We start from the raw sequence: 26,354 nt of genomic DNA, 5'->3' as shown, positions 1-26,354 counted from the left end.
GCGAGTTCCTATCCGTGCCAGACATTTGGCAAATGGTTGGGCCAGCGCCATGGCGCAACCTTAATCACATCAATCTGCATATTTTCACATTTTTTGCCATATTTGGGGAGCAGAATTTCCGCCGCAGTGGCGACACGGCGCAACCGACTGGCATCAATCGCCGTAGCAAGGTCAACGGCTTTCGTCCGGGCCTTTACCTCGACAAAGGCGATGCTCTTTCCGCGCCGGGCGATTAAGTCCACCTCACCACGCGGGGTTTTTACGCGCGCACCCACGATCTGCCATCCTTTCAGCCGCAGGAACCAGGCCGCAATCACCTCCCCGCGCCGTCCGCGTTTTTCGGCGGCAAGACGGTTCACTTCGCCTTCAACTCCGAGGCACGGGCGTAGACGGCATTGCGTTCCAGCCCAAAGCGCTTGGCAATAAAGCCAGCAGCTTTGGCGGCGGACATTGTCTCAAGCGCCTCTTGCAACGCCGCATCGACGTCCCCTGTTTCAGTCGCCACACCGTCGGCAGGCGGGCCAATGATCAGGACGATTTCGCCCTTCGGTTTATGTTCGGCATACCGCGCCGCCAACTGCGTCGCTGTTCCTGTCACTACCTCTTCAAACTTCTTGGTCAGCTCGCGGGCCACGGCAACTTCTCGGTCGCCATAGGTGTCGGCGATGGCGGCCAAGCTTGCGGCCAGACGCGGGCCAGCTTCGTAAAACACCAATGTCGCCCTGACCTGCCCCAGCTCAGTCAATGTCTCGACCCGCGCTTTGGCCTTATTGGGCAGGAATCCTGCAAACAAGAAGCGGTCTGTTGGCAGGCCACAGACCGACAAAGCCGCCGTCACGGCACTTGCACCCGGAATAGTGAACACCGGCACGCCAGCGTCACGTGCTGCGCGGACCAGCTTATACCCGGGATCAGAGATTAATGGCGTGCCAGCGTCCGACACCAAGGCGACAACAGCATTACGCGCAGCGGCGACCAAGGACTCGCGCTCAATGTCCCCGCTATGGTCATTATAGCGACGCATTTTCTTTTTAATATTAAGGTGATGCAACAATTTTCCGGTGACACGGCTATCCTCAACCGCGACGATTTCTGCGGCTTTCAAAAGGTCCATTGCCCTTTGCGTGATATCTGCAAGGTTGCCGATGGGGGTCGCAACGACATATAAGCCTGATTCGAACGTCATCGGAATATGCAGCTTCTTCCCAAGGAACCCAAAATGAGTGCATCCATTGCCGCAACGCGCGCGCAGCCGCAAGCTTTAGCAGGCCAATTCAAAAAGCTGCTGATATTGGCATCTGTCATTCTGCTGGCGGCGTGTAGCACAGTCCCGCGCAGCAAGGCACCGCTTGTGGTCGCCGATCCGTCCGACGGCATGCACCGCATTGCGCTTTTACTGCCCGTAACTGGTCCTGATGCCGAAGTCGGGCAATCGATTGCCAATGCGACGGCACTGGCGCTTGCCGATACCAAAGTCACCAACATCCGCATGGTCACTTATGACACAGGCCTTGGTGTGGCCGCCGCGACACAACGCGCGATTGCGGATGGAAATAAGGTCATTGTGGGCCCGCTGCGCGGCGACAATGTCATTGAGGTCGCAGAAATTGCACGTCCATCGGGGGTGCCCATCATCAGCTTCTCCAACGATGTGGGCGTTGCCGGACAGAATGTATTCTTGCTTGGCCATTTACCGAACCAATCGATTGAACGCGTGGTGCTATATGCCAAGTCAAAGGGCATGAACCGCTTTGCGGGTGTTGTTGCATCCAATGTCTACGGACAACGTGCGCAATCGAACTTAACAACAGCCGTGCGTGCCGCAGGCGGCGTCTTGGTGGGCATTCAGGAAGCAAATGGCACCGCCGCGTCTGCCGACGCCGCAGCCCGTCGTTTGGCACAGTTAGGCCCTATCGACGCTGTGCTGATCGCCGACAACGGCCGCGCAGCCATCACAACCGTGCCTGCCTTGCGCCGCAGCGGGCTTCGCACCGCCAAAATCCTGGGCACCGATTTGTGGAATATCGACGGCACGCTTGCGGGTAGTTCTCCCCTGTATGGCGCGTGGTTCGCAAGTGTATCGGACACGCTCTACACCCAATATGCCACCAAATATCGCGCCCGTTTTGGCAAGGCCCCGTTGCGCCTCTCAAGCCTTGGGTATGACTCCGTCCTGTTGGTCGCCCGCGTCGCCCGCGACTGGCGTCCCGGCACACGCTTTCCCATAGGGCAGTTGACCGATCCTCAGGGCTTCATCGGCGTTGACGGCGCGTTCCGCTTTAACCCCAATGGAATGACTGACCGTATGCTTGAGGTGCAAGAAATTCAGGCTGGCAAATTCGTCACCGTCAGCGCGGCGCCGTCACAATTTGCGAAATAAACAAAAGCGTTAGGAATCTCGCCATAACCGGGGTTTCAACTTACCACATCAATGGTGGCAATCCGGGCCATGCACATGACCGCCACCCATTTTGCGGGCCTTCTCGATTTTCTTCAACACCATCTGACGCTTTAGGCGCGACAGATGGTCGATGAACAATATGCCCTCCAGATGATCCATTTCATGCTGCAAACATGTCGCCATTAGGCCAGTCATGGTCTCTTCATGCACCTTACCGTCCAAGTCCTGCCAGCGGGCGCGGATTTGGGTGGGGCGCTCCACCTCAGCATATTGGTCGGGGACGGACAGGCAACCTTCAGTATACAGGCTATGTTCGTTGGACGGATCCAGAATTTCGGGGTTCACAAAAACGCGCGGGTTGCGCACGGGCTCTTCGCCTTGCGCTTCCTCTTCCTGCAAGTCGATAACCAACAGGCGCTTTGGCACACCCACCTGAATGGCGGCCAAGCCAATGCCGGGCGCGGCATACATCGTCTCAATCATGTCATTGACGAGCGTTTTCAGATCGCCGTCGAAGCTCTCAACAGGTTTTGAAATGATTTTCAGCCGCGGGTCGGGCACTTCAAGAATAGATAATGTAGCCATGGATAGCAAATAGGGACGGTTTTTGGATAAATCAACCGACGGGTCGTCGCGCGCGCAAGGCTTGCGCCAAGGTGCCATCGTCGAGATAATCAAGTTCCCCGCCCACTGGCACGCCATGCGCCAGTTGAGTCAGGCGAATTGGGAATTGTTCCAGCCGTTCGGCCAGATAATGCGCCGTTGTCTGCCCCTCAAGCGTTGCGTTCATCGCGAGCACCACCTCGTCAATGCCGCCCAAAGCAATGCGGCTGACTAAGCCGTCTATCTTAAGGTCCTCTGGCCGAACACCATCCAGCGCGGACAAACGCCCGCCCAGAACATGGTATTTTCCGGGAAACAGACGCGATCGGTCCAACGCCCACAGGTCGGAAACATCCTCGACCACACAGATGGACCGGATGTCGCGGCGCGGATCAACACAAATGCCGCATGGGTTGCCGGTGTCGATATTGCCGCAGGTGTCACACACGACCAGCCTTTGTTCGACCTGCTCCAACGCGCGTAAAAGCGGCTGCAACACGCTCTCGCGCTTTTTCATCAGGTGCAGTACGACGCGGCGCGCCGACCGTGGGCCAAGCCCCGGCAGTTTCGACAATGCTTGCGCGAGTGCGTCTATTTCTTGCGATGCCATGCGCCGGGTCTTAGGGGGCTTTTGAACAAAGGAAAAGTGACGATGCGTCTTGCCTTCATGGGAACGCCCGAATTTGCCGTGCCGACGCTCGATGCGTTGGTGGCGGCTGGGCATGATGTGGTCGCTGTCTATACGCAGCCGCCGCGCCCCGCCAATCGCGGCAAGAAACTTACCCCGTCTGCGGTGCAGCAACGCGCCGAGGAACTGGGGCTGCGCGTGCGATCACCTTTGTCGCTGCGTCAGGCAGAGGCACAGGCTGATTTCGCTGCACTGGGCCTCGATATTGCTATCGTTGCTGCTTATGGCCTCATATTGCCGCCTGCGGTGTTGGAGGCCCCCACATATGGCTGCCTGAATGTCCATGGATCATTGCTGCCACGCTGGCGGGGCGCCGCACCAGTGCAGCGGGCGATATTGGCTGGCGATGCCAATAGTGGCGTCATGGTGATGCAGATGGAGGCCGGGTTGGATACTGGCCCCGTCCGCGCGACAACGGAAATCGAAATCGGGCACAAAACGACTGGCCAGCTTACTATGGAGCTAGCAGAGCTTGGTGCGGAACTGATGGTCCGGGTGTTGGCCGATTTGGCGTTGTTTCCCTGCGTAGCGCAGCCGGAAGAAGGCGTTATTTATGCCGCCAAGATCGACAAGGCGGAAACGAAGCTGGATTTTTCCCAGTCCGCAGCGGCGGTCGAAAGCCAAATCCGCGCTTTCAACCCAGCGCCGGGCGCTTGGTTCGAATTTGACGGCGAGAGATATCGGATATTGGCCGCCGACATCGTTACAGCCAATGGCGCGGCAGGCACGATTATGGATGACCAACTCACCATTTCCTGCAACACCAACGCCATTCGGCCCACACTCATCCAACGCGCCGGCAAGCCTATCATGCCCACCGCCGACTTTCTTCGCGGCAAGGCCATTCCAGTCGGAACGACCCTGTCATGACTCGCTTCGCGCTCACCATAGAATTTGACGGCGGCCCCTATATGGGCTGGCAATGGCAGGACCATGGCCCCTCAGTCCAAGGCGCGATCGAAGAGGCAATATTCAAAACCACTGGCGAAAAGACTTTAGTCTATAGCGCTGGCCGCACCGATGCCGGTGTCCATGCGCGTGGTATGCGCGCGCATGTCGATGTGGAAAAAGGCCTATCCGCCTTCCGCTTGATGGAGGCCATCAACGCACATTTGCGCCCGCACCCCATCGCGATATTGGCATGCGAAGACGTCGCCGATGACTGGCATGCGCGCTATAGCTGCATTGGCCGGGCTTATGAATATCGCATCCTTAACCGCCGCGCCTCCCTAACGCTGGAAAAGGGCCGCGTCTGGCGCGTCGGACCGGAATTGGATGCCGATGCCATGCATGACGCCGCGCAGATACTTGTCGGCCTGCATGATTTCACCACCTTCCGCTCCACCGCTTGCCAATCCGCCAGTGCGACCAAAACGCTCGACCGCCTGAACGTCCGGCGGGAGGGGCAGCATGTGATTATTGAGGCAGCGGCCTTGTCCTTCTTGCACCATCAAGTGCGCTCCATGGTCGGATGCCTTGTCGCCGTCGGACTTGGGCGTTGGACAGCGGCAGACTTGAAAGGCGCGCTTGATGCCGCTGACCGGTCTGCTCTGGCCGAAAATGCACCACCCGAAGGGCTCTATTTTGTACGGGCGCTTTACCCTTGAAAATTGGCGACTGTGCGCCGCCCGGCTTTTAGACTAAAAACAGACCGCCCTGCCCGCTTTCCCACGCCAGCAAACGGCGCTTGCGTTCCAGCCCATAGGCATAGCCGCCAAGGCCGCCGTCAGAGCGAATAACGCGGTGGCAGGGAATAAGCACTGAAACAGGGTTGGCACCATTGGCCGAACCCGCCGCGCGCACGGCATCGGGTTTTCCTACCGCAGCGGCTATTTCGGCATAATTGCGTGTTTCGCCAGCGGGTATCTGAAGCAGCGCCTGCCACGCGGCCATTTGGAAATCAGTGCCGCCGACATCCAAGGGCAATTGCGGCATCTGCCTTGGGTTTTGAACGGCAAAGACGGCGCCGTCGATCAAGGCCGAGAGCGAACCGCCTTTACTCAGCAGGGTCGCGTTCGGAAAGCGGCGCTTTAGCGCGCTTTCGTTTTCATCAAACGACAGGCGGCAAATCCCCTTATCCGTCGCGGCGAGCAACATAGGCCCCAGCGCTGTTTCAGCCACCGCCCAAGAAATGGACACGCCTGCACCCCCTTCACTCCATGTGCTTGGTTTCATGTTTGCCGTCACCCACCGCACGCGTGAAACAGGGCAAGCGTCCGTTCCCGCGCCAAATCGGCGCTGGCTTCATGATAATCCTTGCGCCGGTCGGAATTGAATCCGTGATTGGCGTCATAGACAAATATTTGCGCCGTCGGGTGCGCCTTTTCAATCAGCGCTTCGACGCCCTCCATCGGTATGCCCGCGTCATAGCGTCCGAAATGGGCAATAGTGGCACATTTAGGTGCCTTGTCGGCATATTGGGTCGACACGAGACTGCCATAATAGCAGCTGGCTGCGGCGAGATCATCGCTGATCCCCGCCATTGCCCAAGCGACTGAGCCGCCATAGCAATATCCGGTTATGAACACTGGCCCTTTGTCCTTAAGCGCATTGATGCAGACCTGCGCATCATCAAGCGACTGGACGAACGGATGCAGGTCCCGGGCCAACTCAACGGCACGATTATAGTCGGGCCCGGTATACGCCGCCTCAAACCCCGGATGCTCACGATCAAAAATGGCCGGACACAAGACTTCATATCCGTCGGCGGCATATTCATCGCACAATTCGCGGATATGGTCGGTCACGCCAAATATTTCCTGCACCAGAACAAGCCCACCGCGACGTTCCCCCTCGGCTTCGACACGGTAAACCGCGATTTCCGTGCCATCCGACATCGTCATGCGAATCATTTCACCCATTACATTCTCCGTTTTGTCACCTTGATTTTGTTTCAGGATAACGCCCTGCGGCGGTTTGTTATATTGAAACAAGTTCAGGATTACGATTCCATTTAAACAAGCAACAATCGCCATCTTGCATCCCAGCAAAACCCCTGCTAGGCGCGGCGCGACGCCAGCAAGGGGTAACCCTTGACGCGATCAGCAGGGTTTTCAGTTTCACATTTTAGGAATTCGACGCGTGGATTATTCCGGCGGTACAAGCGCTAATATTCAAGCCAGTCTTGCTGGCCGTTACGCGACGGCATTGTTTGAACTGGCGCGCGATGCGAAGGCGATTGATGCCGTTGAAAAGAGCATGCGAGCGATTGCCCAAGCTGTGACCGAATCGGCTGATCTAAAAGCGCTCACTAGCAACCCGGTACTCAGCCGTAGTGATGCGAAGAACGCCATTGCCGCTGTTGCAAAAGCAATGAAGCTTGATGCCCTGACTGCAAAGACATTGGGCGTGCTCGCCGACAATCGCCGCTTGAGCGAAACCGCTTCCGTTGCCCGCGCGTTTTCCACGCTTGCCGCGGCCCATCGCGGCGAAGTGACTGCTGAAGTTACCTCCGCGCATGCATTGAGCGCTGCGCAGACCAAGGCATTATTGGCCACGCTTAAAACACGCGTCGGCAGCAATGTCGCCATACACACTAAAGTCGATCCGTCACTCCTTGGTGGGCTTACCGTAAAAATCGGTAGCCAGATGATCGACAATTCTATCAAAACCCGTTTGAACACTCTCGCTAACCAGATGAAAGGCTGACGGCATCCGCCGTCAGTGAAAGGCTAAGTAGCAACATGGATATCCGCGCCGCAGAAATTTCCAAGGTCATTAAGGACCAGATCGCCAATTTCGGCACCGAAGCTCAGGTTTCGGAAGTCGGTAGCGTATTGTCGGTTGGTGACGGCATCGCCCGTATTCACGGCCTCGACAATGTGCAGGCTGGTGAAATGGTCGAATTCTCCAATGGTGTTCAGGGCATGGCGCTGAACCTCGAAGCGGACAATGTCGGTGTTGTTATTTTCGGTTCAGACAGCGAAATCCGTGAAGGTGACGTTGTAAAGCGTACACGCACCATTGTGGACGTTCCTGTCGGCAAGGAATTGCTTGGCCGCGTTGTTGACGGCCTTGGCAACCCAATCGATGGCAAGGGTCCGTTGAAGACCACGCAGCGCAGCCGCGTTGAAGTCAAAGCGCCCGGTATCATCCCGCGCCAATCGGTTTCGGAGCCTGTGCAAACGGGCCTTAAGGCGCTTGACGCCCTCGTGCCTGTTGGCCGTGGTCAGCGCGAATTGATCATTGGCGACCGTCAGACGGGTAAGACCGCTGTCGCCATCGACACCTTCATCAACCAGAAGGAAGTCAACAAGGGCACCGACGAATCGAAGAAGCTTTACTGCATCTACGTCGCCGTGGGTCAGAAGCGTTCAACCGTCGCGCAGATCGTCCGCGCGTTGGAAGAACAAGGCGCGATGGAATATTCCATCGTCGTTGCGGCAACCGCTTCGGAGCCTGCACCGCTGCAATATCTCGCGCCTTATACTGGCGTTGCCATGGGCGAATTCTTCCGCGACAATGGCATGCATGCCGTCATCGTATATGACGATTTGTCGAAGCAAGCTGTGGCCTATCGCCAGATGTCCTTGCTCCTGCGTCGTCCTCCGGGCCGTGAAGCATATCCCGGTGACGTTTTCTATCTGCACAGCCGCTTGCTGGAGCGCGCCGCGAAGATGTCCGACGCAAATGGCGGTGGTTCGTTGACGGCATTGCCAATCATCGAAACACAGGCTGGCGACGTGTCGGCCTATATCCCAACGAACGTGATTTCGATTACTGACGGTCAGATTTTCCTTGAAACCGACCTTTTCTTCCAGGGTATCCGCCCTGCGATTAACGTGGGCCTGTCGGTGAGCCGCGTTGGTTCGGCGGCGCAGACAAAGGCGATGAAAAAGGTATCGGGCTCGATTAAGCTTGAGCTTGCGCAATATCGCGAAATGGCGGCGTTCGCGCAGTTCGGTTCGGACCTTGATGCATCGACGCAGAAGCTTTTGAACCGAGGTGCGCGCCTGACCGAATTGTTGAAGCAAAAGCAATTCTCGCCGCTTCCATTTGAAGAGCAAACCGCTTCGATCTTTGCAGGCACCAACGGTTATCTCGATGGCATTCCTGTCACCGATGTGACCCGTTACGAAGAATCGATGCTGGCCGACTTGCGCGCCAACCATGCAGGCATCCTGAAGACCATTCGCGACAGCCGCGACTTTAGCGACGACAGCAAGAAAGCGCTGATGGCGACACTGGAAAAGTTCACTAAGAATTTTGCGTAAATTGGGTACCCCGGCGCAGGCAGGGGTCCAGACAACACTGATGAAACTGGACCCCGGCCTTTGCCGGGGAACACGGGAAACAAGATGGCAAGCTTAAAAGCCCTCAAAATGCGGATCAACTCGGTCAAGTCGACCCAGAAGATCACCAAGGCGATGAAAATGGTCGCCGCTGCGAAGCTGCGTCGGGCGACCGAAGCGGCTGAGGCCTCGCGTCCTTATGCCGAGCGGCTTGAGGCAGTGGTGTCGAGCATCGCCTCCAAGGTGTCTGTTGGGCCGCAATCGCCAAAATTGCTTGCAGGCTCAGGCAAGAATGACGTGCATCTGTTCGTTGTCGCAACCAGCGACAAGGGCCTTGCGGGTGCGTTCAACACCAACATCGTCCGTCTCGCCCGCCGTCAGGCAGAGGCGTTGAAGGCCGAGGGCAAGACCGTCAAATTCTACACCATCGGGAAAAAGGGCCGCGATCAGTTGAGCCGCACTTTCCGTGGCGATATCATCCACAGCATTGAACCCGGCGATCTGGGCAAGCTCACCTTTGCCGATGTGCAAGCTTGGGGCGAAGATCTGACCGCGCGTTTTGAAGCCGGGGATTTTGACATCGCGCATTTGTTCTTCAGCAAGTTTGAAAATGTGCTGACGCAAACGCCAACGCAGATTCAATTGATGCCCGTTGCGGTTTCCGCAGACGAGGGCGATACGGTTGGCCTGTCCGCCACAGTGGAATATGAACCCGACGAAGAAGAAATTCTCGCAGAATTGCTGCCACGCAATGTCGCCGTTCAGTTGCTGCGCGCGAACCGCGAAAATGCGGCGTCGGAGCAAGGCTCGAAAATGACGGCCATGGACAACGCAACGCGCAACGCGGGCGACATGATCAACAAGCTGACCATTCAATATAACCGCACGCGTCAAGCGGCGATTACGACTGAGTTAATCGAAATTATCGCAGGCGCTGAAGCGCTCTAACGACATCCAAAGGCAAGGAAGAAACACATGGCTAACGCCCCTAAAAAGACCGCAGCTCCCAAGGCTGCTGCTGCCCCTAAGGCGAAAGCGCCTGCACGCAAGGCCCCTGCCCCCAAGGCTGGTTCCGGTCAGACCGCCATCAACGTTGCTGGCGCGACTGGCCGTATCAGCCAGATCATTGGCGCTGTTGTCGATGTGACCTTCAGTGGCCAATTGCCATCGATTTTGTCAGCGCTTGAAACCGACAATAACGGCAACCGCTTGGTTCTTGAAGTGGCGCAGCATTTGGGCGAAAACACTGTCCGCACCATCGCTATGGACGCAACCGAAGGCCTGACCCGTGGTCAGCCAGTGCGCGACACCGGCGCGCAGATTTCTGTACCCGTTGGCCCAATGACGCTTGGCCGCATCATGAACGTCATTGGCGAGCCAATTGACGAGCGTGGCCCTGTTGGCGCGGCAAAGTACAACCCGATCCACGCAGAAGCGCCTTTGTTCACCGACCAGTCGACTGAGGCCGAAATCCTCGTAACCGGCATTAAGGTCATCGACCTGCTCGCGCCTTATGCAAAGGGCGGCAAGATCGGCCTGTTCGGCGGCGCGGGTGTTGGCAAGACCGTTCTTATTCAGGAACTGATCAACAACATCGCAAAGGGCCATGGCGGCGTTTCGGTTTTTGCTGGCGTGGGTGAGCGTACCCGCGAAGGAAACGATCTGTATCACGAATTTCTCGACGCTGGCGTTATAGCCAAGGACGCCGATGGCAACCCCACCCCAGAAGGTTCAAAGGTTGCGTTGGTCTTCGGTCAGATGAATGAGCCTCCCGGCGCCCGTGCACGTGTGGCTTTGTCAGGTCTGACCATGGCGGAATATTTCCGCGATGAAGAAGGCCAGGACGTATTGTTCTTCGTCGACAACATCTTCCGCTTCACGCAGGCTGGTTCCGAAGTGTCCGCACTTTTGGGCCGTATTCCTTCGGCTGTGGGCTATCAGCCAACTTTGGCAACCGACATGGGTCAGTTGCAGGAACGCATCACCTCGACCACCAAGGGTTCGATTACCTCAGTTCAGGCCATTTACGTTCCCGCAGATGACTTGACCGACCCTGCGCCAGCTGCGTCATTTGCTCACTTGGATGCAACGACCACGCTGAACCGCGCGATTTCGGAGCTTGGCATTTATCCCGCCGTTGACCCGCTTGACTCGGTCAGCCGCGTTTTGACACCAGCTGTTGTCGGTCAAGAGCATTATGACACCGCCCGCCGCGTTCAAGAAACGCTGCAAAAATATAAGTCGCTGCAAGACATCATCGCGATTTTGGGCATGGACGAATTGTCGGAAGACGACAAAACGACCGTAACCCGCGCGCGTAAGATCCAACGCTTCTTGTCGCAGCCTTTCCATGTTGCGGAAGTCTTCACCGGCATCTCCGGCAAGTTTGTTCAAGTCGAAGACACCGTCAAGTCGTTCAAGGCAGTCGTCGATGGAGAATATGACCATCTTCCAGAATCCGCGTTCTACATGGTTGGCGGGATCGAAGACGCGGTTGCCAAGGCAGCCAAAATGGCTGCGGAAGCGGCGTAAGCATTTACCTTCTCCCCTTGGGAGAAGGATACGAAGCCTTAGCTGTATAGCAGCTTAGGCGAAGTTGGATGAGGGGTTCAGCCCTGACGATTGGGCACTCCCCCTCACCCAGCTACGACTAACCGCCTTCGCGAGAGCGACGGCGCTAAGTCTTCACAACCCTCTCCCAAAGGAGAGGGGAAGGTTGGGAAAAGACTGATGGCATTACACTTCGAACTCGTAACCCCTGAGAAGCTCTATCGCTCGGACGATGTCTATATGGTCGTCGTTCCGGGCGCTGAGGGCGATTTCGGCGTGTTGGAGGGCCATAGCCCGATGATGAGCACGCTGCGCAATGACGCGGCGCTGGAGATTTACAAGACGCAAGGCGCAACGCCGGAACGCCTAATGGTCGCGGGTGGTTTTGCTGAGGTGAATGCAAGCGGCCTGACGGTTCTTGCAGAGCGCGTCGAAGCGTAAGCTTCACGCCTTACGGCGCTTCATCGCCCCAAATACGCGCCGTTTCGATATAACCGTACCGACCATTGGTTTCAAAGCGGCAATAGCCCTTTTCGCATGCATCAATGATTCCGACCACACCGGGTTCAACGCGCCATGAGATATGCGCATTGGCTTGGGGCAAGTCGCGCAATGCGCCATTGTCTTTACCAGTAACGATGGCGGTCCGCTTTGGGCTTAACAACCGGACATGCAGCCAGCCTTGGTCGCCATTGGGGTCTTGCACTTTACGCCAGACACTGTGAACCGCGACGACCTTCACCGGCAAATTCTGTCTTTTGTACACCCATGTCACTGGAAACTCAGTGCTGGGGCCAGTGCGCATGCGGGCCTCAGGCTTCTGAATCGATGCCCAATAAGGCGGCTGGCGCTGCGTCTGTCCAACGGCAGACGCCGCACCCAAAAAAGCAAGCGCCACTGCGCCATAATGCACTATCGATTTGTTTTGCTTGGCCATATTATTTACCATCATTTTCATCTTATACGGCAAGCCTTGCGGTGAGTGCAACCATCCTGTCTTGACCTTAGCCCGAATTCCGCTTTAGTCAGCCTATGCCAGAACTTAGCCGCATCGAACGTCCATCCCTTCGCGTCACGCGCACCTTGCTGCCTGCGGTTGAAAAACGCATGGCGGAGTTGTTCGACGCAAAATTCAACACCGATGACACGCCACTCAGCCGCGATGCGTTAATCGCTGCTATGGCCGGTTGCGACGTGCTTGTGCCAACAGTCACCGACAGCATCGATGCAGAAATCATCGCCGCCGCCCCGCCCCGGCTCAAGCTCATCGCCAGCTATGGCGCAGGGGTCAACCATATCGACCTGGCCGCTGCCAAGGCGAAGGGCATCATGGTCACCAATACGCCCGGCGTGTTCACCGACGATACCGCAGACCTAACGATGGCGCTCATCCTCAACGTCCCCCGCCGCCTTGGCGAAGGACATCGCGCCATGCGCAACGGCGATTGGCGCGGCTGGAGCCCAACAGGTATGCTTGGCCACCGGATTGGCGGCAAGACGTTGGGCATCATCGGGCTTGGCCGGATTGGTGAAGCTGTAGCGATGCGCGCAAAGGCCTTTGGCCTCAATATCCTCTACAACAAACGCCACCGCCTGCCCGCAAGCGTCGAGGATGAATTGGGCATCGTCTTTGAACCCGACATTGACCGGCTCATGGCGCGGTCAGACATTATCACCCTGCATTGCCCGTTAACCGCAGAAACCGACAAGATCATCAACGCCCACCGCATCGCGCAGATGAAAGCGGATGCCTATATCATCAACAGTTCGCGTGGGGAGTTGATTGATGAGGATGCGTTGATTGATGCCTTGGAAACGGGCCGCATCGCTGGCGCCGGGTTGGATGTATACACGCATGAGCCAGCGGTGGACTCGCGGCTGTTCAACATTCCCAATGTTGTGTTGCTGCCCCATTTGGGCAGCGCGACATTTGAGGGCAGAGAAGCATCAGGCGAGCGCGTAATTACCAATATCCGCATGTGGGCAGACGGCCACAGACCGCCAGATCAAGTCCTTGAAGGCTGGCAATAAGCAATATTGTATTCCTTGTGGCACGTTAACCGCAATTTTGTGCATTGAGCCTTGGGTTTTGCACGACTAGAGACAGGCCCAATACTGGGGGGCTACACAAACATGATTTCCAAAATTACAATGCGAGCGCTGCTTATAAGCACATTGGCTGCCGCGCCTGCATTTGCGCAAGATGCCGTTGCCGCATTGCCTGAAGCCAATAGCGGCGATAGCGCATGGATTTTGACCGCTTCGGCATTAGTGTTGATGATGACTCTGCCCGGGTTAGCGTTGTTCTACGGCGGGTTGGTCCGCGCCAAGAATTTTCTTTCAGTATTGGTCCAATGCGGCGCAGTGGCAGCTTTGGCTTCGGTCATTTGGATCGTGATTGGCTATAGCCTAGCTTTTTCCGTCAATGGCAACGGCTTGATCGGTTCTTTTGAAAACGTCATGTTTAACGGCTTACTGGCGTCCATTCGGGAGGGTCAGACAACCGGCGAGTTTGCCTTTGCTTTGTTCCAGATGACCTTTGCCATTATCACCCCTGCTCTGATCGTCGGCGCATGGGTCGAGCGTGCGCGCTTTGGCTGGGTTATTGCATTCAGCGCCTTATGGTCGCTTCTGGTCTATGTTCCAGTTACCCGCTGGGTTTGGGGTGGCGGATTTCTGGCCGATCAAGGCGTTATCGATTTTGCCGGCGGCATTGTCGTGCATACCACCGCAGGTGTTTCCGCGCTCGTAGTGGCCCTTATGCTCGGCAAGCGTATCGGCTTCCCCAAAACGCTTATGTTGCCCCACAGCCCTGCCCTTACGGTCGCTGGGGCCGGATTGTTATGGGTGGGCTGGTTTGGCTTTAACGGTGGTTCTGCCTTGGCGGCAAATGACGTGGCCGCGAGTGCCATTATCAACACCCATGTCGGTGCGTCGGCTGCGGCATTGGTCTGGTTGCTTATCGAACGGATCAAGGTGGGCAAGGCAACTGCGGTGGGCTTTGCGACTGGCGCCGTTGCCGGACTTGCGACCATTACGCCTGCGGCTGGCGTGATTGGCCCGGGCGGTGCAATCATTTTGGGTATATTGGCGGCGGTCATCTGCTTTTGGTTTGTGGGCCTTGTCAAAGGCACGCTGAAAATTGATGATTCACTCGATGTTTTCGCTGTGCACGGCGTTGGCGGCATATTGGGTTCCATATTGCTCGCCATTTTTGCGAGCGAGGCCCTGGGCGGCGCTGGCTATGCCGAAGGCACAGATATGGCATCGCAACTTTGGGCGCAGTTCAAAGGCGTCTTCATTGTCGCGGCCTATTCAGCCTTGGTAACGATGATCATCAGTTATTTGGTGTCGGCAATATTGCCAATGCGCGTGAGCGAGGATCAGGAACGCGACGGGCTCGATATTTCAAGCCACGGCGAAAGAGCGTGGGATCTGGATTGATGGAAATGGCGGGGCGCGATGCCCCGCCGAACCCACGACCGTTTTAAGAGACCTAACGCGTCAGCGCCCCAAAATGGCATCAATCGCCGGTAAGAATACGGTCAATCAATTGCTGCACCGTCGGGACAAAGCCGTTTGAATAAAACGGATCTTTCCCGAACATATAGGCGCTGTGTCCGGCGAACATCAGATTTTCATCAATGGGCGCGCCGTGGGCGATGTTCTGCAGCGCCTTTTGAATGCAAAAGCTGCGCGGGTCGGCAAGGCGGCCTGTAGAGTTATTGTCATGGTCTTTCCACGACGAAAAACCGCAATGCGACAAACATCCCATGCAGTCCTTTTGATCCTTTCGGATCGCTTCACCCGATGACGGTGTCACGAACACAAGCGAGTTATCGGGCGTTTTCAACGCAACGGTAAACCCGCGGGCATCGCATTCCCGTGCCTTCATCAGGTCGGCCTGGGTAACCCAGAAATTCTTACCCTTCACGCCCACATCCAATTGCGCCGTGTGTTCCGCGTCGGCGGCCTGCACATAGGGAATTTGACGTGCCGAACGCGCCTGAAGCTCCAAAAGAAACGGATTGATGACCGCGCTGGAGTAAAAGCCCGTTGGCGAAAATTGATGTAACAGCACCCCGTCTTCTGGAATTTTCGTCAGCGCGTCCTTCCAACCGGCCGGAATTGGGCTTTCTTGCGTCAACAGCGGACGTGTGCCCAATTGGAATGCAATCTGCCCAAGTTCGGGGTTATCAATCCAGTTGTTCCAGTCGCGTAAGTACCAGACGCCGCCGGCCATGATGATGGGCACATCATCCGAAATGCCTTCAACGCGCATGACATCGCGCAGGGCCTTTACGCGGGGATAGGGGTCTTCGGGGCTTCGCGGGTCTTCGGCGTTGGACAGGCCATTGTGGCCACCGGCAAGCCAAGGATCTTCATAAACGACCGCACCGAGCCATTCAGGCACCTTGTGATAGGCACGCTTCCACAAGGCGCGGAAAGCGCGCGCGGAGCTGACGATGGGCAGATAATAGACGCCATATTGCGCGGCAATCTCGGACAGCTTGTACGGCATGCCAGCGCCGCAGGTGACGCCTGTCACCATGCCCTTAGTCGCCTCAAGAATGCCGTGCAAGATGCGCTGGGCACCGCCCATTTCCCACAGCACGTTAATGTTAATGGCGCCGCGTCCATTGGAAATTTCATGCGCAAGCTGCACCTGCGCGATGCCGCCGCGAATGCCATATGCGACAAGTTCCTCATGCCGTTCGGCACGCGTTTTGCCAAGGAAGACTTGCGGGATTATGTCGCCATTTTCATCATAGCTATCGGCATTTACCGCCGACACTGTGCCGATGCCGCCCGCCGCCGCCCACGCGCCAGAGCTTGCATGATTGGTCGCCGCAACGCCCTTGCCGCCTTCGACCAATGGCCATACTTCACGGCCACCATAGATAATGGGTTTCAGACCCTTGAACACAAATAATACCCCTAAAATACGGCTTAAAGCGCGATTTCATGCGCTTATCTCTATGCGCGCTATCGCAAATATCTAACTCTGTCGCGCAAAATCCGCACGTTTCATGGCAGAGCCATAAAGCTGCCGATAGCGCGCAAACATCGTGTCCTCATCATATTGGGAACAGGCCAGTAAGCGGTTTGCAGCGCCCAATGTTGCACGAAGCGCCGGATCTTTTGCCAAGCTAGCGATAGCCAAAGCCAGCGCGTCCTCTTCAGCGCGTGCAACGATAAATGCCCGGTTTTCGCGCGCAACGATAGTACGGACATCGCCCACATCTGTGGACACAATGGGCAGCGCGCTGGTCATCGCTTCAACCAATGCAACGGGATATTGTTCGCTATCCGAGGACAAAGCAAAAATGTCAAAAAGCCCAATGTAGCGGGCGGGATCACGCAAATATCCGGGCATCATCACGCGGTCGGTGATGCCGAGCCGCTTTGCCTCTGATAGGATCACATCGCGGTCCGGCCCTTCGCCGACAATGGCAAGCTGGATATGCCGGCCAGCCGCCGCGACGGCGCGTAATAGCCGGGGCAAATTCTTAACGCTGCGCAGCCCGGCAATCGTGCCAACGACAATTTCTCCATCCCGTTTCTGGAACCCCGGAAAGGACCCGCGTTGCGGACGGCGGTTATAATGTTCGGTATCAATCCCGTTGGGAAAGCGCGCGATTTTCTCCTGCGGCTGATGCCAGACGGTTCGGGCAATCTGCTCCAGCGTTTTGGATGGCACGACAAGCGCGTCAGACCGTTGCAGCGCGATGGTGCGGAACCAATTGCGGTGCGACTTCAGCCGATCAACCTCATCCTGTTCAAATCCATCCTCATGATGAATAAGCGGCGGCAATTTCATGCTGCGCGTAAACAAGGTCTGCGCCATGACCCCATCCATCGCACCGAAATTATAACTGAGCACGAGGTGAAATTTCTTCATATAGGCGGCCAAGCGGCGATAGCGGCCCATGCTGGGCATTCCGGCGAGCAAAGGCGCTGCGTCTTTGGGAAAGCTTACCTTTACCCGGCGATCAATGATGTCCGCCGCGCCAAGGGCATCGCGAACAGCCGACAAAACCGTATGTTCGGCTTGGTTGCCAAAGTGGTTCATCAAACGCGCGGTGCGCGATTCCTGATCACCTAAATCAAAGCTGCTATGCAAATGCAGGATGCGAACCGCTGCCATACTTGCCTTTCCCTTATGCACCGCCCAGATGCGTTAGATGAACATGAAACCGTCCCCTTCCCCCTACCGCCCTGATCCAATAATCGCCAGTCTTGGCGCGAAAATTGGTGACGCCGTCCGACCTGCGCATTTTCCGGCGACGGTCTTGCGCTTTCGTAATGATCTTTGGGCAGCGACAATTGGCCTTGCCGACTATGACGACGCCGCTTGGGTCCGCCACTTTGGCGGTTTTGAACCGCTGCCCAATAATATGCCTGAACCGCTGGCTTTACGATATCATGGGCACCAATTTCGCGTCTATAATCCCAACATTGGCGATGGCCGTGGCTTCCTGTTTGCGCAGATGCGCGATGGCGACGGCCGCTTGCTTGATCTGGCCACCAAAGGGTCAGGCACGACACCCTACAGCCGGCGTGGGGATGGCCGCTTAACGTTAAAAGGTGGGGTGCGCGAGATTTTGGCAACCGAAATGCTGGAGGCGCTTGGCGTCAACACCTCCAAAACATTTTCGATCATTGAAACCGGCGAAGAATTAATGCGCGGCGATGAACCATCGCCCACAAGGTCCGCCGTCATGGTGCGATTAAGCCATAGCCATATCCGCATTGGCAGCTTCCAACGTGTCGCCGCCGAGGGCGATGCTGCGTTTATGGAGGAGCTTATCGCTTATTGCCTGACGCAGCTCTACGATGTTGCCGCGGCCGAAAATCCTGCGGCACAATTGCTTGAGCTGGCGGTTGAACGGGTCGCGGATCTTGCGGCGTCATATATGGTCGCTGGCTTTGTCCATGGCGTGCTCAATACCGACAATATCAATATTACCGGTGAGAGCTTCGATTATGGGCCATGGCGCTTTACCGAATATTGGGACCCGCAATTCACGGCGGCCTATTTCGACGAATCTGGTCTGTACGCATTTGGCCGACAGGCAGAGGCGCTGCATTGGAATTTGGGGCAGTTGGCAGTTGCGCTGCGTCTATTGTCCGATGCGCCCCCGTTAATTGACGCGTTGGAGCGTTTTCCGGGCCTGTATCAGCACGCGGTCATCCGGCGTTTTCTGTGGCGGCTGGGTATCGCATCACGCGGGGAGGCATCGGACAAGCAATTGGTCGAAGCCGCAGAGCGCACGATGACGCGGGAGAAAATTCCAATCGATCAATTCTTCTATCATTATCGTTATGGCAATGCGGACGCGGGCGAAGCCCTTGGCGAATATGAGGTGGCATTTGCAGCGTTGCTGCGTGATTACGCGCCAGTGGAAGGGGACCGCCACGATTATTGGACGAAAGGCGCGATATGTTCAATGGTGATCCACGAGGTGGAGGATATCTGGCAGGCCATATCCGAAAAGGATGACTGGTACCCGTTGCAGCGCAAAATCCTTGCTATTCGGGAGATGGGGCAAGCCCATATGTCACCTGAATTTTAGGGTCAGGACCCTAGCGACAAAATAATCCGCTAAAGTTCTTCTAAGCCTTGGCCAACTTATCCTGATTTGATGCTGGCGACTCGATTGCCCATGATGGCAAGATGGAAAAAGCACGCGTATATCTGGTGGGCGCTGGCCCCGGTGACCCCGAACTTCTGACCGTGAAGGCCGTGCGGTTGATTTCGAGCGCGGACGTTGTGGTGTATGATGGCCTTGTCGATGACGCAATCATGGCGCTCATCAATCCCGCCGCACGGATGATTTCTGTCGCCAAAAGCCGCTCACGCCATTTGGTGCCGCAGGACGGGATCAACGACATTCTGGTGCGCGAGGCGCAGGCAGGGAACATGGTAGTGCGGTTGAAAGGCGGCGACCCGTTTATTTTCGGACGCGGCGGCGAAGAGGCAGAAGCCTGCCGCGACGCTGGCATTGATGTGGAGGTCGTTCCCGGCATCTCCGCCGCGATGGGTGGTGCCGCCGCCAGTATGTTACCGCTGACACATCGTGATACCGCAAGCGCCGTTACCTTCGTCGCGGGTCAGTGCAAGGGCCTGACCGACCAAAATTGGGCTGGCCTTGCGGGTAAAGACCGCACGCTGGTGATTTACATGGGCATTGCGACCGCGTCGGATATCACTGAAAAGCTTATCTGCGATGGCCTGTCACCCGATACGCCGGTCGCGGTGCTGGAGCGCGCGACACGATCCGATGCGCGCGCCATGCGGACGATTTTAACGGACCTTGGCGGCATGATCGCGCGCGAAGGCGTTATGTCGCCAGCAATTATCATTGTCGGCGATGTCGTCCTGAAATCCGATGCCGAAGACCGGTTGTTCCATTTTGCCAAGCAGGCGGAGAAAATTGCGTGAAATTACTGACGGGAAATGATTTGGGGTCTGGCGCCGTCACATGGTGGACGGGCAATGGCTGGTCCATCCATGTCGAAGATGCCGCCGATGTTGGCGAACATGGCGAGGCAACACTCCTCGCCGAGGAAGGCGCACGCCGCGTTAATGCGCCTTACATCATTGACGCGCTGCCAACCGAAGATGGCCCGCGCCCGGCACATATTAAGGACCGTATCCGCGCGCTGGGACCAACCGTGCGCACTGATCTCACACTTAAGCCTGCCGATCCTGCGGCTGGCGACTGGATAATCTGACATGTATAAATATGACAATTATGACCAAGCGATGGTGGACGCGCGTGTTGCCGAATTTCGTGACCAAATAACCCGCCGCATTGCTGGGGACATGACGGAAGACCAGTTCAAACCCCTGCGGTTGATGAACGGCCTGTATCTGCAATTACATGCCTATATGCTGCGCGTTGCCATTCCTTATGGCACGCTCGATTCACGGCAGATGCGGATGCTGGCGCATATCGCCCGCAAATATGATCGCGATTATGGCCATTTCACCACGCGCCAGAATATTCAGTATAACTGGATCAAGCTGGAGGATTGTGCCGATATCCTAGAGGAGCTGGCCACCGTCGAAATGCATGCCATTCAAACAAGTGGCAATTGCATCCGCAACATTTCGTCGGACCAATATGCAGGCGCAGCGGCTGACGAAGTCACGGACCCGCGTCCTTGGGCCGAATTGCTACGCCAATGGTCAACCTTCCATCCGGAATTCAGCTACTTGCCCCGCAAGTTCAAAATCGCGGTGATTGCAGCGTCCGAGGATCGCGCAGCCATGCGTTTACACGACATCGGGCTTGAGCTGATCCGCCAAGATGGCGCATTGGGCGCTCGGGTATTTGTAGGCGGCGGCATGGGCCGGACTCCGATGATCGCGCCCGAGATCAACCCGTTCGTCAAGGCGGACGATCTGTTGAGCTATCTTGAAGCGTGTCTGCGCGTCTACAACCGCTACGGACGGCGCGACAATATGTACAAGGCGCGGATTAAGATCCTGATCCATGAAATTGGCGCAGACGAATATCGCCGTCAGGTCGCTGCGGAATTCGCCCATGTCAAAACATTGGGTATTGACCCGCCTTTGGCTGAGCTGGAACGCATAACTGCCTTTTTTGCGGCACCTGCATATGACGCGCCGGACGTAGAACCGGACCGCAATGATCCCGATTTTGCCGTCTGGCTCGATCAAAATGTAAAGCCGCATAAGCAAGCTGGCTATGCCATCGTCAACATCAGCTTGAAGCCTATTGGCGGCATTCCCGGTGACGCCACATCACAGCAAATTGATGTCATGGCTGACTTGGCAGAAAAATACAGCTTTGACGAACTGCGCGTCACGCATGCGCAGAATATCGTCCTGCCTTATGTGGCAAAGCGTGACTTATACGCCGTGTGGCAAGCCTTGCGCGATGCCGAGTTGGCCGACGCCAATCTTGACTTGATCAGCGATATCATCGCCTGCCCTGGTCTTGATTATTGCAGCCTTGCCAACGCCCGTTCGATCCCCGTCGCGCAGAAAATTGCAACGCGTTTTGCCGACATGGACCGGCAGCGCGATTTGGGCGAACTGAAGCTTAAAATTTCAGGCTGCATCAATGCCTGCGGACATCATCATGCCGGGCATATCGGCATATTGGGCGTCGATAAAAAAGGCGTGGAAAATTACCAGCTTACTTTTGGGGGTTCTGGCGCGGAAGATGTCAGCATCGGCAAGATCATTGGTCCTGGCTTTGACGAAGATGGCGTCGTTGACGCGGTCGAAAAGGCGACAGAAGTCTACAAGGCGCTGCGCCAAGGCGATGAACGTTTCCTCGACACCTATCGCCGTGTCGGCCTTGCACCCTTTAAGGAGGCGATTTATGGTTGAGTTTCGTTATCGCGCCGATGAAGTGACAGAACAGCCGTCAGTGACGCTGGATGCGTTTCTGGATCAGTCTAACGCGACCGCCGTCCGGTTGGAACCAGATGATGATGCCCGGGCTTTAATTCCTTTCCTCGATCGGCTGACGCTGATCGAAGTTGCTTTCCCCAAATATCGCGACGGCAGGGGCTATAGCGCCGCCCGCATCTTGCGCGAGGCCGGGTATCAAGGCGAATTGCGCGCCCAAGGTGACGTGTTGGTTGACCAGATTGCGTTTATGCGCCGCTGCGGCTTTGACAGTTTTGCGCCTGAATCCTCCTTAAACCCCGATGCGGTTGCACGTGCGCTCGACAATTATGACCATGCGTATCAAGGGGCCGCCGATAGCGTCGTGCCTATTTGGAAGCTACGGCATGGGTAACAAGGTCCGCATCGCTGATCGTATCAACGCCGCCTCGCGTTATACCGAAGGCGACGCGGTTCGCCTGAATAATATGTTCCGGGGCCGCGATACGGTTGAGATGCTGACGATCTTGCTGCGCGAAAATATGTTGGGCGATGCGGCGGTCGTCTCCAGCTTTGGCGCGGAGAGCGCGGTTTTGCTGCACGTCATTGCAAGCATTGATCCGACGATACCCGTCTTGTTCTTGGACACAGGCAAGCATTTCCCTGAGACGATTATCTATCGGGAGGAACTCCAGTCCAAGCTCGGTTTGCAGGATCTACGCATCCTGACCCCTGATCCTATTTTGCTCCAGCAAAAGGACCAAACCGGCCTGCGGTGGTCATATGACCCTGATGGTTGCTGCGAAATCCGCAAAGTGCTGCCGCTAAATGCCGCTTTGGCGGGCTTTGATGCACAGTTTACGGGGCGCAAAGCGTTCCAATCATCGACGCGCCGGGCACTACCCCGGTTTGAAATCGAAAATGGCCGTTTGAAGGTCAATCCGCTCGCCGATTGGGACCAAGCCAAAATCGACGCCTACATGGCCGAGCATGCTTTGCCCGCGCATCCCTTGGTGGAACTGGGCTACCCCTCAATTGGTTGCTCCCCCTGCACCACCAAAGTTGCGCCAGGCGAAGACCCGCGCTCGGGCCGTTGGAAGGGCTGGGACAAGGTGGAATGTGGGATACACAATGCCGTGACGCCAATAGGCGATGGCGCGGACAACCCTATTTTCTGAGACGGCACAGCACTGGGCGGATTATTTCTGGAAAAAATTATGCCTGAACATCGGCGGCAATGCGCGCAGGCCGCAGCGTTTTTGCATCAACGCAGCACCAGCTCGACTTTACCTCTGCAAGAACGTCCTCACCACGCTTGATCACCGTATCGTAAAAGGACCGCGCACCTTGGACCTTTTCCAACACCACGGTCGCAATCACATCATCATCAAGGAATGCCGGTTTGCGATAGGTAATCTCATGCTTGAGCGCGACCCACAGATATTTCGCCGCGGTTTCGGGCGGGGCAAGCTTGTTCCAATGCGCCAAAACCGCATCTTGAACCCAGTTCAGATAGCGCGCATTGTTCACATGCCCCATAAAATCAATGTCAGCAGGCAACACGCCTATACGGTGAAGATGTGAGAGGGCTTTTGTCATGAGGCTTTCATCATAAGCGGTAAAGAGGGGCGATACAGCCCTAATGCGGCGAAACCATGAATAAAAGCCGGCTATTACTGACAATGCTCAAGAATTTTTATTTCTGCGAAAACGGCTTGGGGCTGACATGAACTTGCAACACCTGTTCCGTTATCCCACATGACCCATATGCACCGCTCAAAACGGAAAAAATGGAGCGATATGCCCGCCTATCGCTGGTCGATGGTCATTTTGGGTTGGGCGCTAATCGTTACCGCGCCCATTATCAGCTGGCTTCCAGGCCCAGGCGGAATAGCGCAGTTTATCATTGGGCTCGGCGTGGTCCTTAAACATTCGCTTTGGGCAAAGAAGCGATATTCGCGGCTTTCAAAGCAACATCCCGAATATGCCCGCTGGGCAAATTGGGCACTGCGGCGCAAGAAGGTCAAAGGCCGCCCGCCCTTTCCCGACGTCAAACGCGATTTCCTGCACCTGTTCCGCCGCGACGACGTTGACATGAAAATGCCCTAGCGTCAGGACCACTTAAATCCACCTTCGCGGTTTGAGGCCATTTTGACGCCGCTAAGGTGGATTTAAGTGGTCCTGACCCTAACCCATGTTGACTTTTCGTCATGCCAATCGTATCGGCCACTGCAACAGAAAGGGTCGCTGCACAGATTCGGCGGCCATTTTCATTTCAAGACGCTAAAAATTTAAGGATTACAGTCATGAAGCGCACTTTTCAGCCGAGCAATCTCGTGCGTGCCCGTCGCCACGGTTTTCGTCTCCGTATGTCAACCGCTGCGGGCCGCAACATCCTGAACGCACGTCGCGCACGCGGCCGCAAGAAGCTGTCGGCTTAAGTAGCGAGCAGGCGAACCGCGACATGCGCGGTTATAGCGTCATTAAAAAAAGGCCAGATTTCTTGGCCGCGAACCGGGGGAAGCGATATGCAACTCCCGGTTTTGTTTTGCTTGTGAAAGACAGGCAGGACGAAACTACAGATATTCGGTTGGGCATTACCATTACCAAGAAAGTCGGCAACGCCGTCGTCCGCAACCGCATGCGCCGCCGCTTTCGCGCCTTGGCGCAGGAAATGCTCGGGCAAAATGGCAAGGCTGGCGCCGATCATATCCTGATCGGCCGCGACGGCGGGATCGAGCGGGACTTTGACGCATTGCGCAGCGACATGGCCAAGGCGCTGGGGAAGTTATGCGTCTGATAATGGACACATTATCCTCCCCATCGACTTGCGATGGGGAGGTGGTACGCCAACGGCGGGACGGAGGGGCCTTCAAGCATAGAGTCCCCTCCACCCTTCGCTGCGCGAACGGTCCCCCTCCCCATCGCAAGTCGATGGGGAGGTCCACATGATCGCGCGCCTGTTAATCCTCGTCGCAAGGGCCTGGCAAATCGGCCCATCGCGTGTTTTGCCGCCGACATGCCGGTTTAGCCCAAGCTGTTCGGCATACGCGATTAGTGCGCTGCAAAAATATGGCGCAATTAAGGGTGGCTGGCTGGCCATCAAACGGCTATTGCGCTGCCAACCATGGGGTGGGCACGGATATGATCCAGTGCCATGACGCTCAACTTACGGGTTAACGGGGAATTTTAGACGTGGACGATAAACGCAACCTGATCTTTGCAGTATTGCTGACTGGCATCATCCTGTTTGGCTGGCCCTATGTCGCCAGCTATTTCTTCCCCACACCAGCGCCCGTCGCCAGCACAGCCGCATCCGCCACCAACCCCGCGGGCGCAGCGACGTCTGATGTGTCTGTCGAGGCTGCGCCTGCCCAGGCGCAGGCCGTTCCGCTCGGCAATGCGCTGAAATCTTCGGCACGCATCATGGTCGAAACGCCAAAGCTGAAGGGCTCAATCAATCTTGAGGGCGCGAAAATCGACGACCTCGTGTTGCTCACCCACCGCGAACAACTGGCTAAGAAGTCGCCTCCTGTGCGCCTGTTTGCGCCATCTGGCACCAAAAACGCCTATTTCGCGCGCTTTGGCTGGGCCGGGACAGGCATCATCGCGCCAGACGACAAGACCGTCTGGACGCCAAGCGGCAACAAGCTGACGCCATCAACGCCCGTGACCTTAAGCTGGACCAATGCGCAAAGTCAGAAGTTTGAAATCGATTTGTCGATTGACGAAAATTACATGATTACCGCAAAGCAGCGCTTCACCAATGGAAGCATGGCGCCTGCCGAAATCGCCAGTTTCGCGTTGCTCAGCCGCACGGGTAAGCCCGCCGACGCAACGTCCGGTGGATCGATATTCACGCACATCCACATTGGCCCAGTGGGCGTGTTCGATGACCAACCCAATTATGACTGGGGCTATGTCGATGTCGCAGAAAATAAGGGTGAGGCATCCTTCACCAGCACGGGCGGCTGGTTAGGCTTTACCGATAAATATTGGCTGGGTGCGGTGATTCCGGATCAGAAAACGCCGGTATCGGCCAAGTTCCGCGCAAGCGGCGACGTCTATCAAGCACAGGTCATCCCAACGCGTAACACGAGCGTCGCCGCCGGGGCCGCATTTGACAGCAGCTCGCGCCTGTTTGCCGGTGCGAAGGAAATGGCTGTCCTCAACGCTTATTCTCAGGATTTGGGTATTCCCTATCTGGACTATGCGATTGACTGGGGCTGGTTCTGGTTCATCGCCATTCCGTTCTTCTGGATTCTCCATTGGCTGTTTGGCGTATTTGGTAACTTTGGCGTCGCTATCATTGGGCTAACCCTCATCGTGCGCGGGTTCATGTATCCAGTCGCGCAAAAGCAATTTGCGTCCATGGCACAGATGCGTGCGGTGCAGCCCAAGCTCAAGGTGCTGCAAGAACGCTGGAAAGATGACAAGCCGCGTCTGCAGCAGGAAATGATGACACTGTATAAGGAAGAGAAGGTAAACCCGCTCGCGGGCTGCCTTCCGATC

Annotated in this window: 30 protein-coding genes and 1 pseudogene; 21 read left to right on the top strand and 10 right to left on the bottom strand. The window is 56.5% G+C overall.

Going from position 1 to position 26,354, the window contains the following annotated elements; all coding sequences use genetic code 11:
* Window positions 1–8 precede the first annotated feature (8 nt).
* The gene (locus Q0N43_RS00155) at window positions 9–359 is read right to left on the bottom strand and encodes a YraN family protein (RefSeq protein ID WP_295440740.1); all 351 of its coding nucleotides are present in this window, start codon (window positions 357–359) and stop codon (window positions 9–11) included.
* The gene (gene rsmI / locus Q0N43_RS00150) at window positions 356–1,186 is read right to left on the bottom strand and encodes a 16S rRNA (cytidine(1402)-2'-O)-methyltransferase (protein WP_295440737.1); all 831 of its coding nucleotides are present in this window, start codon (window positions 1,184–1,186) and stop codon (window positions 356–358) included. The genes Q0N43_RS00155 and rsmI overlap by 4 nt, the downstream gene beginning before the upstream one ends.
* A gap of 33 nt (window positions 1,187–1,219) precedes the next feature.
* Here rsmI and Q0N43_RS00145 point away from each other — a divergent pair, with 33 nt between their 5' ends.
* Window positions 1,220–2,380, top strand: a complete 1,161-nt coding sequence (locus Q0N43_RS00145; RefSeq protein WP_295440734.1) for a penicillin-binding protein activator — start codon at window positions 1,220–1,222, stop codon at window positions 2,378–2,380.
* Window positions 2,381–2,428: 48 nt separating this feature from the next.
* Here Q0N43_RS00145 and def read toward each other — a convergent pair whose 3' ends face one another.
* Together def and recR are read right to left on the bottom strand one after the other, a co-directional pair.
* On the bottom strand, window positions 2,429–2,986 hold the full coding sequence (gene def / locus Q0N43_RS00140) for a peptide deformylase (protein ID WP_295440732.1): 558 nt from the start codon (window positions 2,984–2,986) through the stop codon (window positions 2,429–2,431).
* Between the two features lie 31 nt (window positions 2,987–3,017).
* The gene (recR, locus tag Q0N43_RS00135) at window positions 3,018–3,614 is read right to left on the bottom strand and encodes a recombination mediator RecR (protein WP_295440729.1); all 597 of its coding nucleotides are present in this window, start codon (window positions 3,612–3,614) and stop codon (window positions 3,018–3,020) included.
* 42 nt (window positions 3,615–3,656) lie between these two features.
* On the opposite strand from recR, the gene fmt reads away from it, so the two are divergent.
* On the top strand, window positions 3,657–4,562 hold the full coding sequence (fmt, locus tag Q0N43_RS00130; RefSeq protein WP_295441206.1) for a methionyl-tRNA formyltransferase: 906 nt from the start codon (window positions 3,657–3,659) through the stop codon (window positions 4,560–4,562).
* Complete coding sequence (gene truA / locus Q0N43_RS00125) at window positions 4,559–5,299, top strand: tRNA pseudouridine(38-40) synthase TruA (protein ID WP_295440725.1); 741 nt, start codon at window positions 4,559–4,561, stop codon at window positions 5,297–5,299. The genes fmt and truA overlap by 4 nt, the downstream gene beginning before the upstream one ends.
* A gap of 28 nt (window positions 5,300–5,327) precedes the next feature.
* On the opposite strand, the pseudogene Q0N43_RS00120 reads toward truA, so the two are convergent.
* Together Q0N43_RS00120 and Q0N43_RS00115 are read right to left on the bottom strand one after the other, a co-directional pair.
* Window positions 5,328–5,867, bottom strand: a pseudogene (locus Q0N43_RS00120) (methylated-DNA--[protein]-cysteine S-methyltransferase); the annotation flags it as partial.
* An 8-nt stretch (window positions 5,868–5,875) separates the two neighbouring features.
* Window positions 5,876–6,553, bottom strand: a complete 678-nt coding sequence (locus Q0N43_RS00115) for a dienelactone hydrolase family protein (protein ID WP_295440721.1) — start codon at window positions 6,551–6,553, stop codon at window positions 5,876–5,878.
* Window positions 6,554–6,773: 220 nt separating this feature from the next.
* Here Q0N43_RS00115 and Q0N43_RS00110 point away from each other — a divergent pair, with 220 nt between their 5' ends.
* The 5 genes from Q0N43_RS00110 to Q0N43_RS00090 all read left to right on the top strand — a co-directional run bounded on the left by Q0N43_RS00110 (window position 6,774) and on the right by Q0N43_RS00090 (window position 11,914).
* A complete protein-coding gene (locus Q0N43_RS00110) occupies window positions 6,774–7,340 on the top strand; it encodes a F0F1 ATP synthase subunit delta (protein ID WP_295440719.1) in 567 nt (188 codons plus the stop codon).
* Window positions 7,341–7,375: 35 nt separating this feature from the next.
* Window positions 7,376–8,905 (top strand): F0F1 ATP synthase subunit alpha, encoded by a 1,530-nt coding sequence (gene atpA / locus Q0N43_RS00105; protein ID WP_295440716.1) that lies wholly within the window; start codon window positions 7,376–7,378, stop codon window positions 8,903–8,905.
* Window positions 8,906–8,989: 84 nt separating this feature from the next.
* Window positions 8,990–9,871: a F0F1 ATP synthase subunit gamma gene (locus tag Q0N43_RS00100; RefSeq protein ID WP_295440713.1), complete on the top strand. Its 882-nt coding sequence runs from the start codon at window positions 8,990–8,992 to the stop codon at window positions 9,869–9,871.
* A gap of 27 nt (window positions 9,872–9,898) precedes the next feature.
* Window positions 9,899–11,455, top strand: a complete 1,557-nt coding sequence (gene atpD, locus Q0N43_RS00095) for a F0F1 ATP synthase subunit beta (protein ID WP_295440711.1) — start codon at window positions 9,899–9,901, stop codon at window positions 11,453–11,455.
* Window positions 11,456–11,653: 198 nt separating this feature from the next.
* Window positions 11,654–11,914: an ATP synthase F1 subunit epsilon gene (locus Q0N43_RS00090; RefSeq protein ID WP_295440707.1), complete on the top strand. Its 261-nt coding sequence runs from the start codon at window positions 11,654–11,656 to the stop codon at window positions 11,912–11,914.
* A gap of 10 nt (window positions 11,915–11,924) precedes the next feature.
* Here the strand turns inward: Q0N43_RS00090 and Q0N43_RS00085 are convergent, their stop codons facing one another.
* Window positions 11,925–12,425: an SH3 domain-containing protein gene (locus Q0N43_RS00085; RefSeq protein ID WP_295440704.1), complete on the bottom strand. Its 501-nt coding sequence runs from the start codon at window positions 12,423–12,425 to the stop codon at window positions 11,925–11,927.
* Window positions 12,426–12,505: 80 nt separating this feature from the next.
* On the opposite strand from Q0N43_RS00085, the gene Q0N43_RS00080 reads away from it, so the two are divergent.
* The gene (locus Q0N43_RS00080; protein ID WP_295440701.1) at window positions 12,506–13,504 is read left to right on the top strand and encodes a D-glycerate dehydrogenase; all 999 of its coding nucleotides are present in this window, start codon (window positions 12,506–12,508) and stop codon (window positions 13,502–13,504) included.
* Window positions 13,505–13,606: 102 nt separating this feature from the next.
* Window positions 13,607–14,917 (top strand): ammonium transporter, encoded by a 1,311-nt coding sequence (locus Q0N43_RS00075; protein ID WP_295440697.1) that lies wholly within the window; start codon window positions 13,607–13,609, stop codon window positions 14,915–14,917.
* A 79-nt stretch (window positions 14,918–14,996) separates the two neighbouring features.
* Here Q0N43_RS00075 and Q0N43_RS00070 read toward each other — a convergent pair whose 3' ends face one another.
* Both Q0N43_RS00070 and Q0N43_RS00065 read right to left on the bottom strand, forming a co-directional pair.
* On the bottom strand, window positions 14,997–16,400 hold the full coding sequence (locus tag Q0N43_RS00070) for a nitronate monooxygenase (RefSeq protein ID WP_295440694.1): 1,404 nt from the start codon (window positions 16,398–16,400) through the stop codon (window positions 14,997–14,999).
* Between the two features lie 72 nt (window positions 16,401–16,472).
* Window positions 16,473–17,621, bottom strand: a complete 1,149-nt coding sequence (locus Q0N43_RS00065; RefSeq protein ID WP_295440691.1) for a glycosyltransferase family 4 protein — start codon at window positions 17,619–17,621, stop codon at window positions 16,473–16,475.
* Window positions 17,622–17,658: 37 nt separating this feature from the next.
* Here Q0N43_RS00065 and Q0N43_RS00060 point away from each other — a divergent pair, with 37 nt between their 5' ends.
* The 6 genes from Q0N43_RS00060 to Q0N43_RS00035 all read left to right on the top strand — a co-directional run bounded on the left by Q0N43_RS00060 (window position 17,659) and on the right by Q0N43_RS00035 (window position 23,020).
* The gene (locus tag Q0N43_RS00060) at window positions 17,659–19,050 is read left to right on the top strand and encodes a protein adenylyltransferase SelO family protein (protein ID WP_295440688.1); all 1,392 of its coding nucleotides are present in this window, start codon (window positions 17,659–17,661) and stop codon (window positions 19,048–19,050) included.
* Window positions 19,051–19,151: 101 nt separating this feature from the next.
* Window positions 19,152–19,919, top strand: coding sequence for a uroporphyrinogen-III C-methyltransferase (cobA, locus tag Q0N43_RS00055; RefSeq protein WP_295440685.1), 768 nt, complete (start codon window positions 19,152–19,154; stop codon window positions 19,917–19,919).
* Complete coding sequence (locus Q0N43_RS00050; RefSeq protein ID WP_295440682.1) at window positions 19,916–20,212, top strand: DUF2849 domain-containing protein; 297 nt, start codon at window positions 19,916–19,918, stop codon at window positions 20,210–20,212. Before cobA ends, Q0N43_RS00050 begins: the two co-directional genes overlap by 4 nt.
* A 1-nt stretch (window position 20,213) precedes the next feature.
* Window positions 20,214–21,842 (top strand): nitrite/sulfite reductase, encoded by a 1,629-nt coding sequence (locus Q0N43_RS00045; RefSeq protein ID WP_295440680.1) that lies wholly within the window; start codon window positions 20,214–20,216, stop codon window positions 21,840–21,842.
* Window positions 21,835–22,257, top strand: coding sequence for a DUF934 domain-containing protein (locus Q0N43_RS00040; RefSeq protein WP_295440677.1), 423 nt, complete (start codon window positions 21,835–21,837; stop codon window positions 22,255–22,257). Before Q0N43_RS00045 ends, Q0N43_RS00040 begins: the two co-directional genes overlap by 8 nt.
* A complete protein-coding gene (locus Q0N43_RS00035; protein ID WP_295440674.1) occupies window positions 22,250–23,020 on the top strand; it encodes a phosphoadenylyl-sulfate reductase in 771 nt (256 codons plus the stop codon). The genes Q0N43_RS00040 and Q0N43_RS00035 overlap by 8 nt, the downstream gene beginning before the upstream one ends.
* A gap of 37 nt (window positions 23,021–23,057) precedes the next feature.
* Here the strand turns inward: Q0N43_RS00035 and Q0N43_RS00030 are convergent, their stop codons facing one another.
* Window positions 23,058–23,441 carry a thioesterase family protein gene (locus tag Q0N43_RS00030; protein ID WP_295440671.1) on the bottom strand — a complete coding sequence of 128 codons (384 nt, stop codon included), beginning with the start codon at window positions 23,439–23,441 and terminating at the stop codon, window positions 23,058–23,060.
* A 168-nt stretch (window positions 23,442–23,609) separates the two neighbouring features.
* Between Q0N43_RS00030 and Q0N43_RS00025 the strand changes: the two genes are divergently transcribed.
* The 5 genes from Q0N43_RS00025 to yidC form a co-directional block, all read left to right on the top strand.
* Window positions 23,610–23,951 (top strand): hypothetical protein, encoded by a 342-nt coding sequence (locus Q0N43_RS00025; RefSeq protein ID WP_295440668.1) that lies wholly within the window; start codon window positions 23,610–23,612, stop codon window positions 23,949–23,951.
* 197 nt (window positions 23,952–24,148) lie between these two features.
* Window positions 24,149–24,283 (top strand): 50S ribosomal protein L34, encoded by a 135-nt coding sequence (rpmH, locus tag Q0N43_RS00020; RefSeq protein WP_125230634.1) that lies wholly within the window; start codon window positions 24,149–24,151, stop codon window positions 24,281–24,283.
* 23 nt (window positions 24,284–24,306) lie between these two features.
* Entirely contained in the window at window positions 24,307–24,642 is a 336-nt protein-coding gene (gene rnpA / locus Q0N43_RS00015) for a ribonuclease P protein component (RefSeq protein WP_295440661.1), read from the top strand.
* Between the two features lie 148 nt (window positions 24,643–24,790).
* Window positions 24,791–25,003 (top strand): membrane protein insertion efficiency factor YidD, encoded by a 213-nt coding sequence (gene yidD / locus Q0N43_RS00010; protein WP_295440658.1) that lies wholly within the window; start codon window positions 24,791–24,793, stop codon window positions 25,001–25,003.
* Window positions 25,004–25,037: 34 nt separating this feature from the next.
* A partial coding sequence (gene yidC, locus Q0N43_RS00005) for a membrane protein insertase YidC (RefSeq protein WP_295440655.1) occupies window positions 25,038–26,354 on the top strand: 1,317 nt, incomplete at its 3' end.

The sequence above is a fragment of the Sphingorhabdus sp. EL138 genome (assembly GCF_945882965.1).
In the GTDB taxonomy this organism is placed as follows: domain Bacteria; phylum Pseudomonadota; class Alphaproteobacteria; order Sphingomonadales; family Sphingomonadaceae; genus Sphingorhabdus_B.
This window is presented reverse-complemented; position numbering and strand designations above follow the sequence as displayed.

What these genes read in the sequence shown, in the direction of transcription:
- rsmI (WP_295440737.1), bottom strand. Translation starts at nt 1,186, where the DNA reads ATGACGTTCGAATCAGGCTTATATGTCGTTGCGACCCCCATCGGCAAC.
- Q0N43_RS00145 (WP_295440734.1), top strand. Translation starts at nt 1,220, where the DNA reads ATGAGTGCATCCATTGCCGCAACGCGCGCGCAGCCGCAAGCTTTAGCA.
- def (WP_295440732.1), bottom strand. Translation starts at nt 2,986, where the DNA reads ATGGCTACATTATCTATTCTTGAAGTGCCCGACCCGCGGCTGAAAATC.
- recR (WP_295440729.1), bottom strand. Translation starts at nt 3,614, where the DNA reads ATGGCATCGCAAGAAATAGACGCACTCGCGCAAGCATTGTCGAAACTG.
- fmt (WP_295441206.1), top strand. Translation starts at nt 3,657, where the DNA reads ATGCGTCTTGCCTTCATGGGAACGCCCGAATTTGCCGTGCCGACGCTC.
- truA (WP_295440725.1), top strand. Translation starts at nt 4,559, where the DNA reads ATGACTCGCTTCGCGCTCACCATAGAATTTGACGGCGGCCCCTATATG.
- Q0N43_RS00115 (WP_295440721.1), bottom strand. Translation starts at nt 6,553, where the DNA reads ATGGGTGAAATGATTCGCATGACGATGTCGGATGGCACGGAAATCGCG.
- atpA (WP_295440716.1), top strand. Translation starts at nt 7,376, where the DNA reads ATGGATATCCGCGCCGCAGAAATTTCCAAGGTCATTAAGGACCAGATC.
- Q0N43_RS00100 (WP_295440713.1), top strand. Translation starts at nt 8,990, where the DNA reads ATGGCAAGCTTAAAAGCCCTCAAAATGCGGATCAACTCGGTCAAGTCG.
- atpD (WP_295440711.1), top strand. Translation starts at nt 9,899, where the DNA reads ATGGCTAACGCCCCTAAAAAGACCGCAGCTCCCAAGGCTGCTGCTGCC.
- Q0N43_RS00090 (WP_295440707.1), top strand. Translation starts at nt 11,654, where the DNA reads ATGGCATTACACTTCGAACTCGTAACCCCTGAGAAGCTCTATCGCTCG.
- Q0N43_RS00085 (WP_295440704.1), bottom strand. Translation starts at nt 12,425, where the DNA reads ATGATGGTAAATAATATGGCCAAGCAAAACAAATCGATAGTGCATTAT.
- Q0N43_RS00080 (WP_295440701.1), top strand. Translation starts at nt 12,506, where the DNA reads ATGCCAGAACTTAGCCGCATCGAACGTCCATCCCTTCGCGTCACGCGC.
- Q0N43_RS00075 (WP_295440697.1), top strand. Translation starts at nt 13,607, where the DNA reads ATGATTTCCAAAATTACAATGCGAGCGCTGCTTATAAGCACATTGGCT.
- Q0N43_RS00065 (WP_295440691.1), bottom strand. Translation starts at nt 17,621, where the DNA reads ATGGCAGCGGTTCGCATCCTGCATTTGCATAGCAGCTTTGATTTAGGT.
- Q0N43_RS00060 (WP_295440688.1), top strand. Translation starts at nt 17,659, where the DNA reads ATGAACATGAAACCGTCCCCTTCCCCCTACCGCCCTGATCCAATAATC.
- cobA (WP_295440685.1), top strand. Translation starts at nt 19,152, where the DNA reads ATGGAAAAAGCACGCGTATATCTGGTGGGCGCTGGCCCCGGTGACCCC.
- Q0N43_RS00045 (WP_295440680.1), top strand. Translation starts at nt 20,214, where the DNA reads ATGTATAAATATGACAATTATGACCAAGCGATGGTGGACGCGCGTGTT.
- Q0N43_RS00040 (WP_295440677.1), top strand. Translation starts at nt 21,835, where the DNA reads ATGGTTGAGTTTCGTTATCGCGCCGATGAAGTGACAGAACAGCCGTCA.
- Q0N43_RS00035 (WP_295440674.1), top strand. Translation starts at nt 22,250, where the DNA reads ATGGGTAACAAGGTCCGCATCGCTGATCGTATCAACGCCGCCTCGCGT.
- Q0N43_RS00030 (WP_295440671.1), bottom strand. Translation starts at nt 23,441, where the DNA reads ATGACAAAAGCCCTCTCACATCTTCACCGTATAGGCGTGTTGCCTGCT.
- Q0N43_RS00025 (WP_295440668.1), top strand. Translation starts at nt 23,610, where the DNA reads ATGCACCGCTCAAAACGGAAAAAATGGAGCGATATGCCCGCCTATCGC.
- rpmH (WP_125230634.1), top strand. Translation starts at nt 24,149, where the DNA reads ATGAAGCGCACTTTTCAGCCGAGCAATCTCGTGCGTGCCCGTCGCCAC.
- rnpA (WP_295440661.1), top strand. Translation starts at nt 24,307, where the DNA reads ATGCGCGGTTATAGCGTCATTAAAAAAAGGCCAGATTTCTTGGCCGCG.
- yidD (WP_295440658.1), top strand. Translation starts at nt 24,791, where the DNA reads ATGATCGCGCGCCTGTTAATCCTCGTCGCAAGGGCCTGGCAAATCGGC.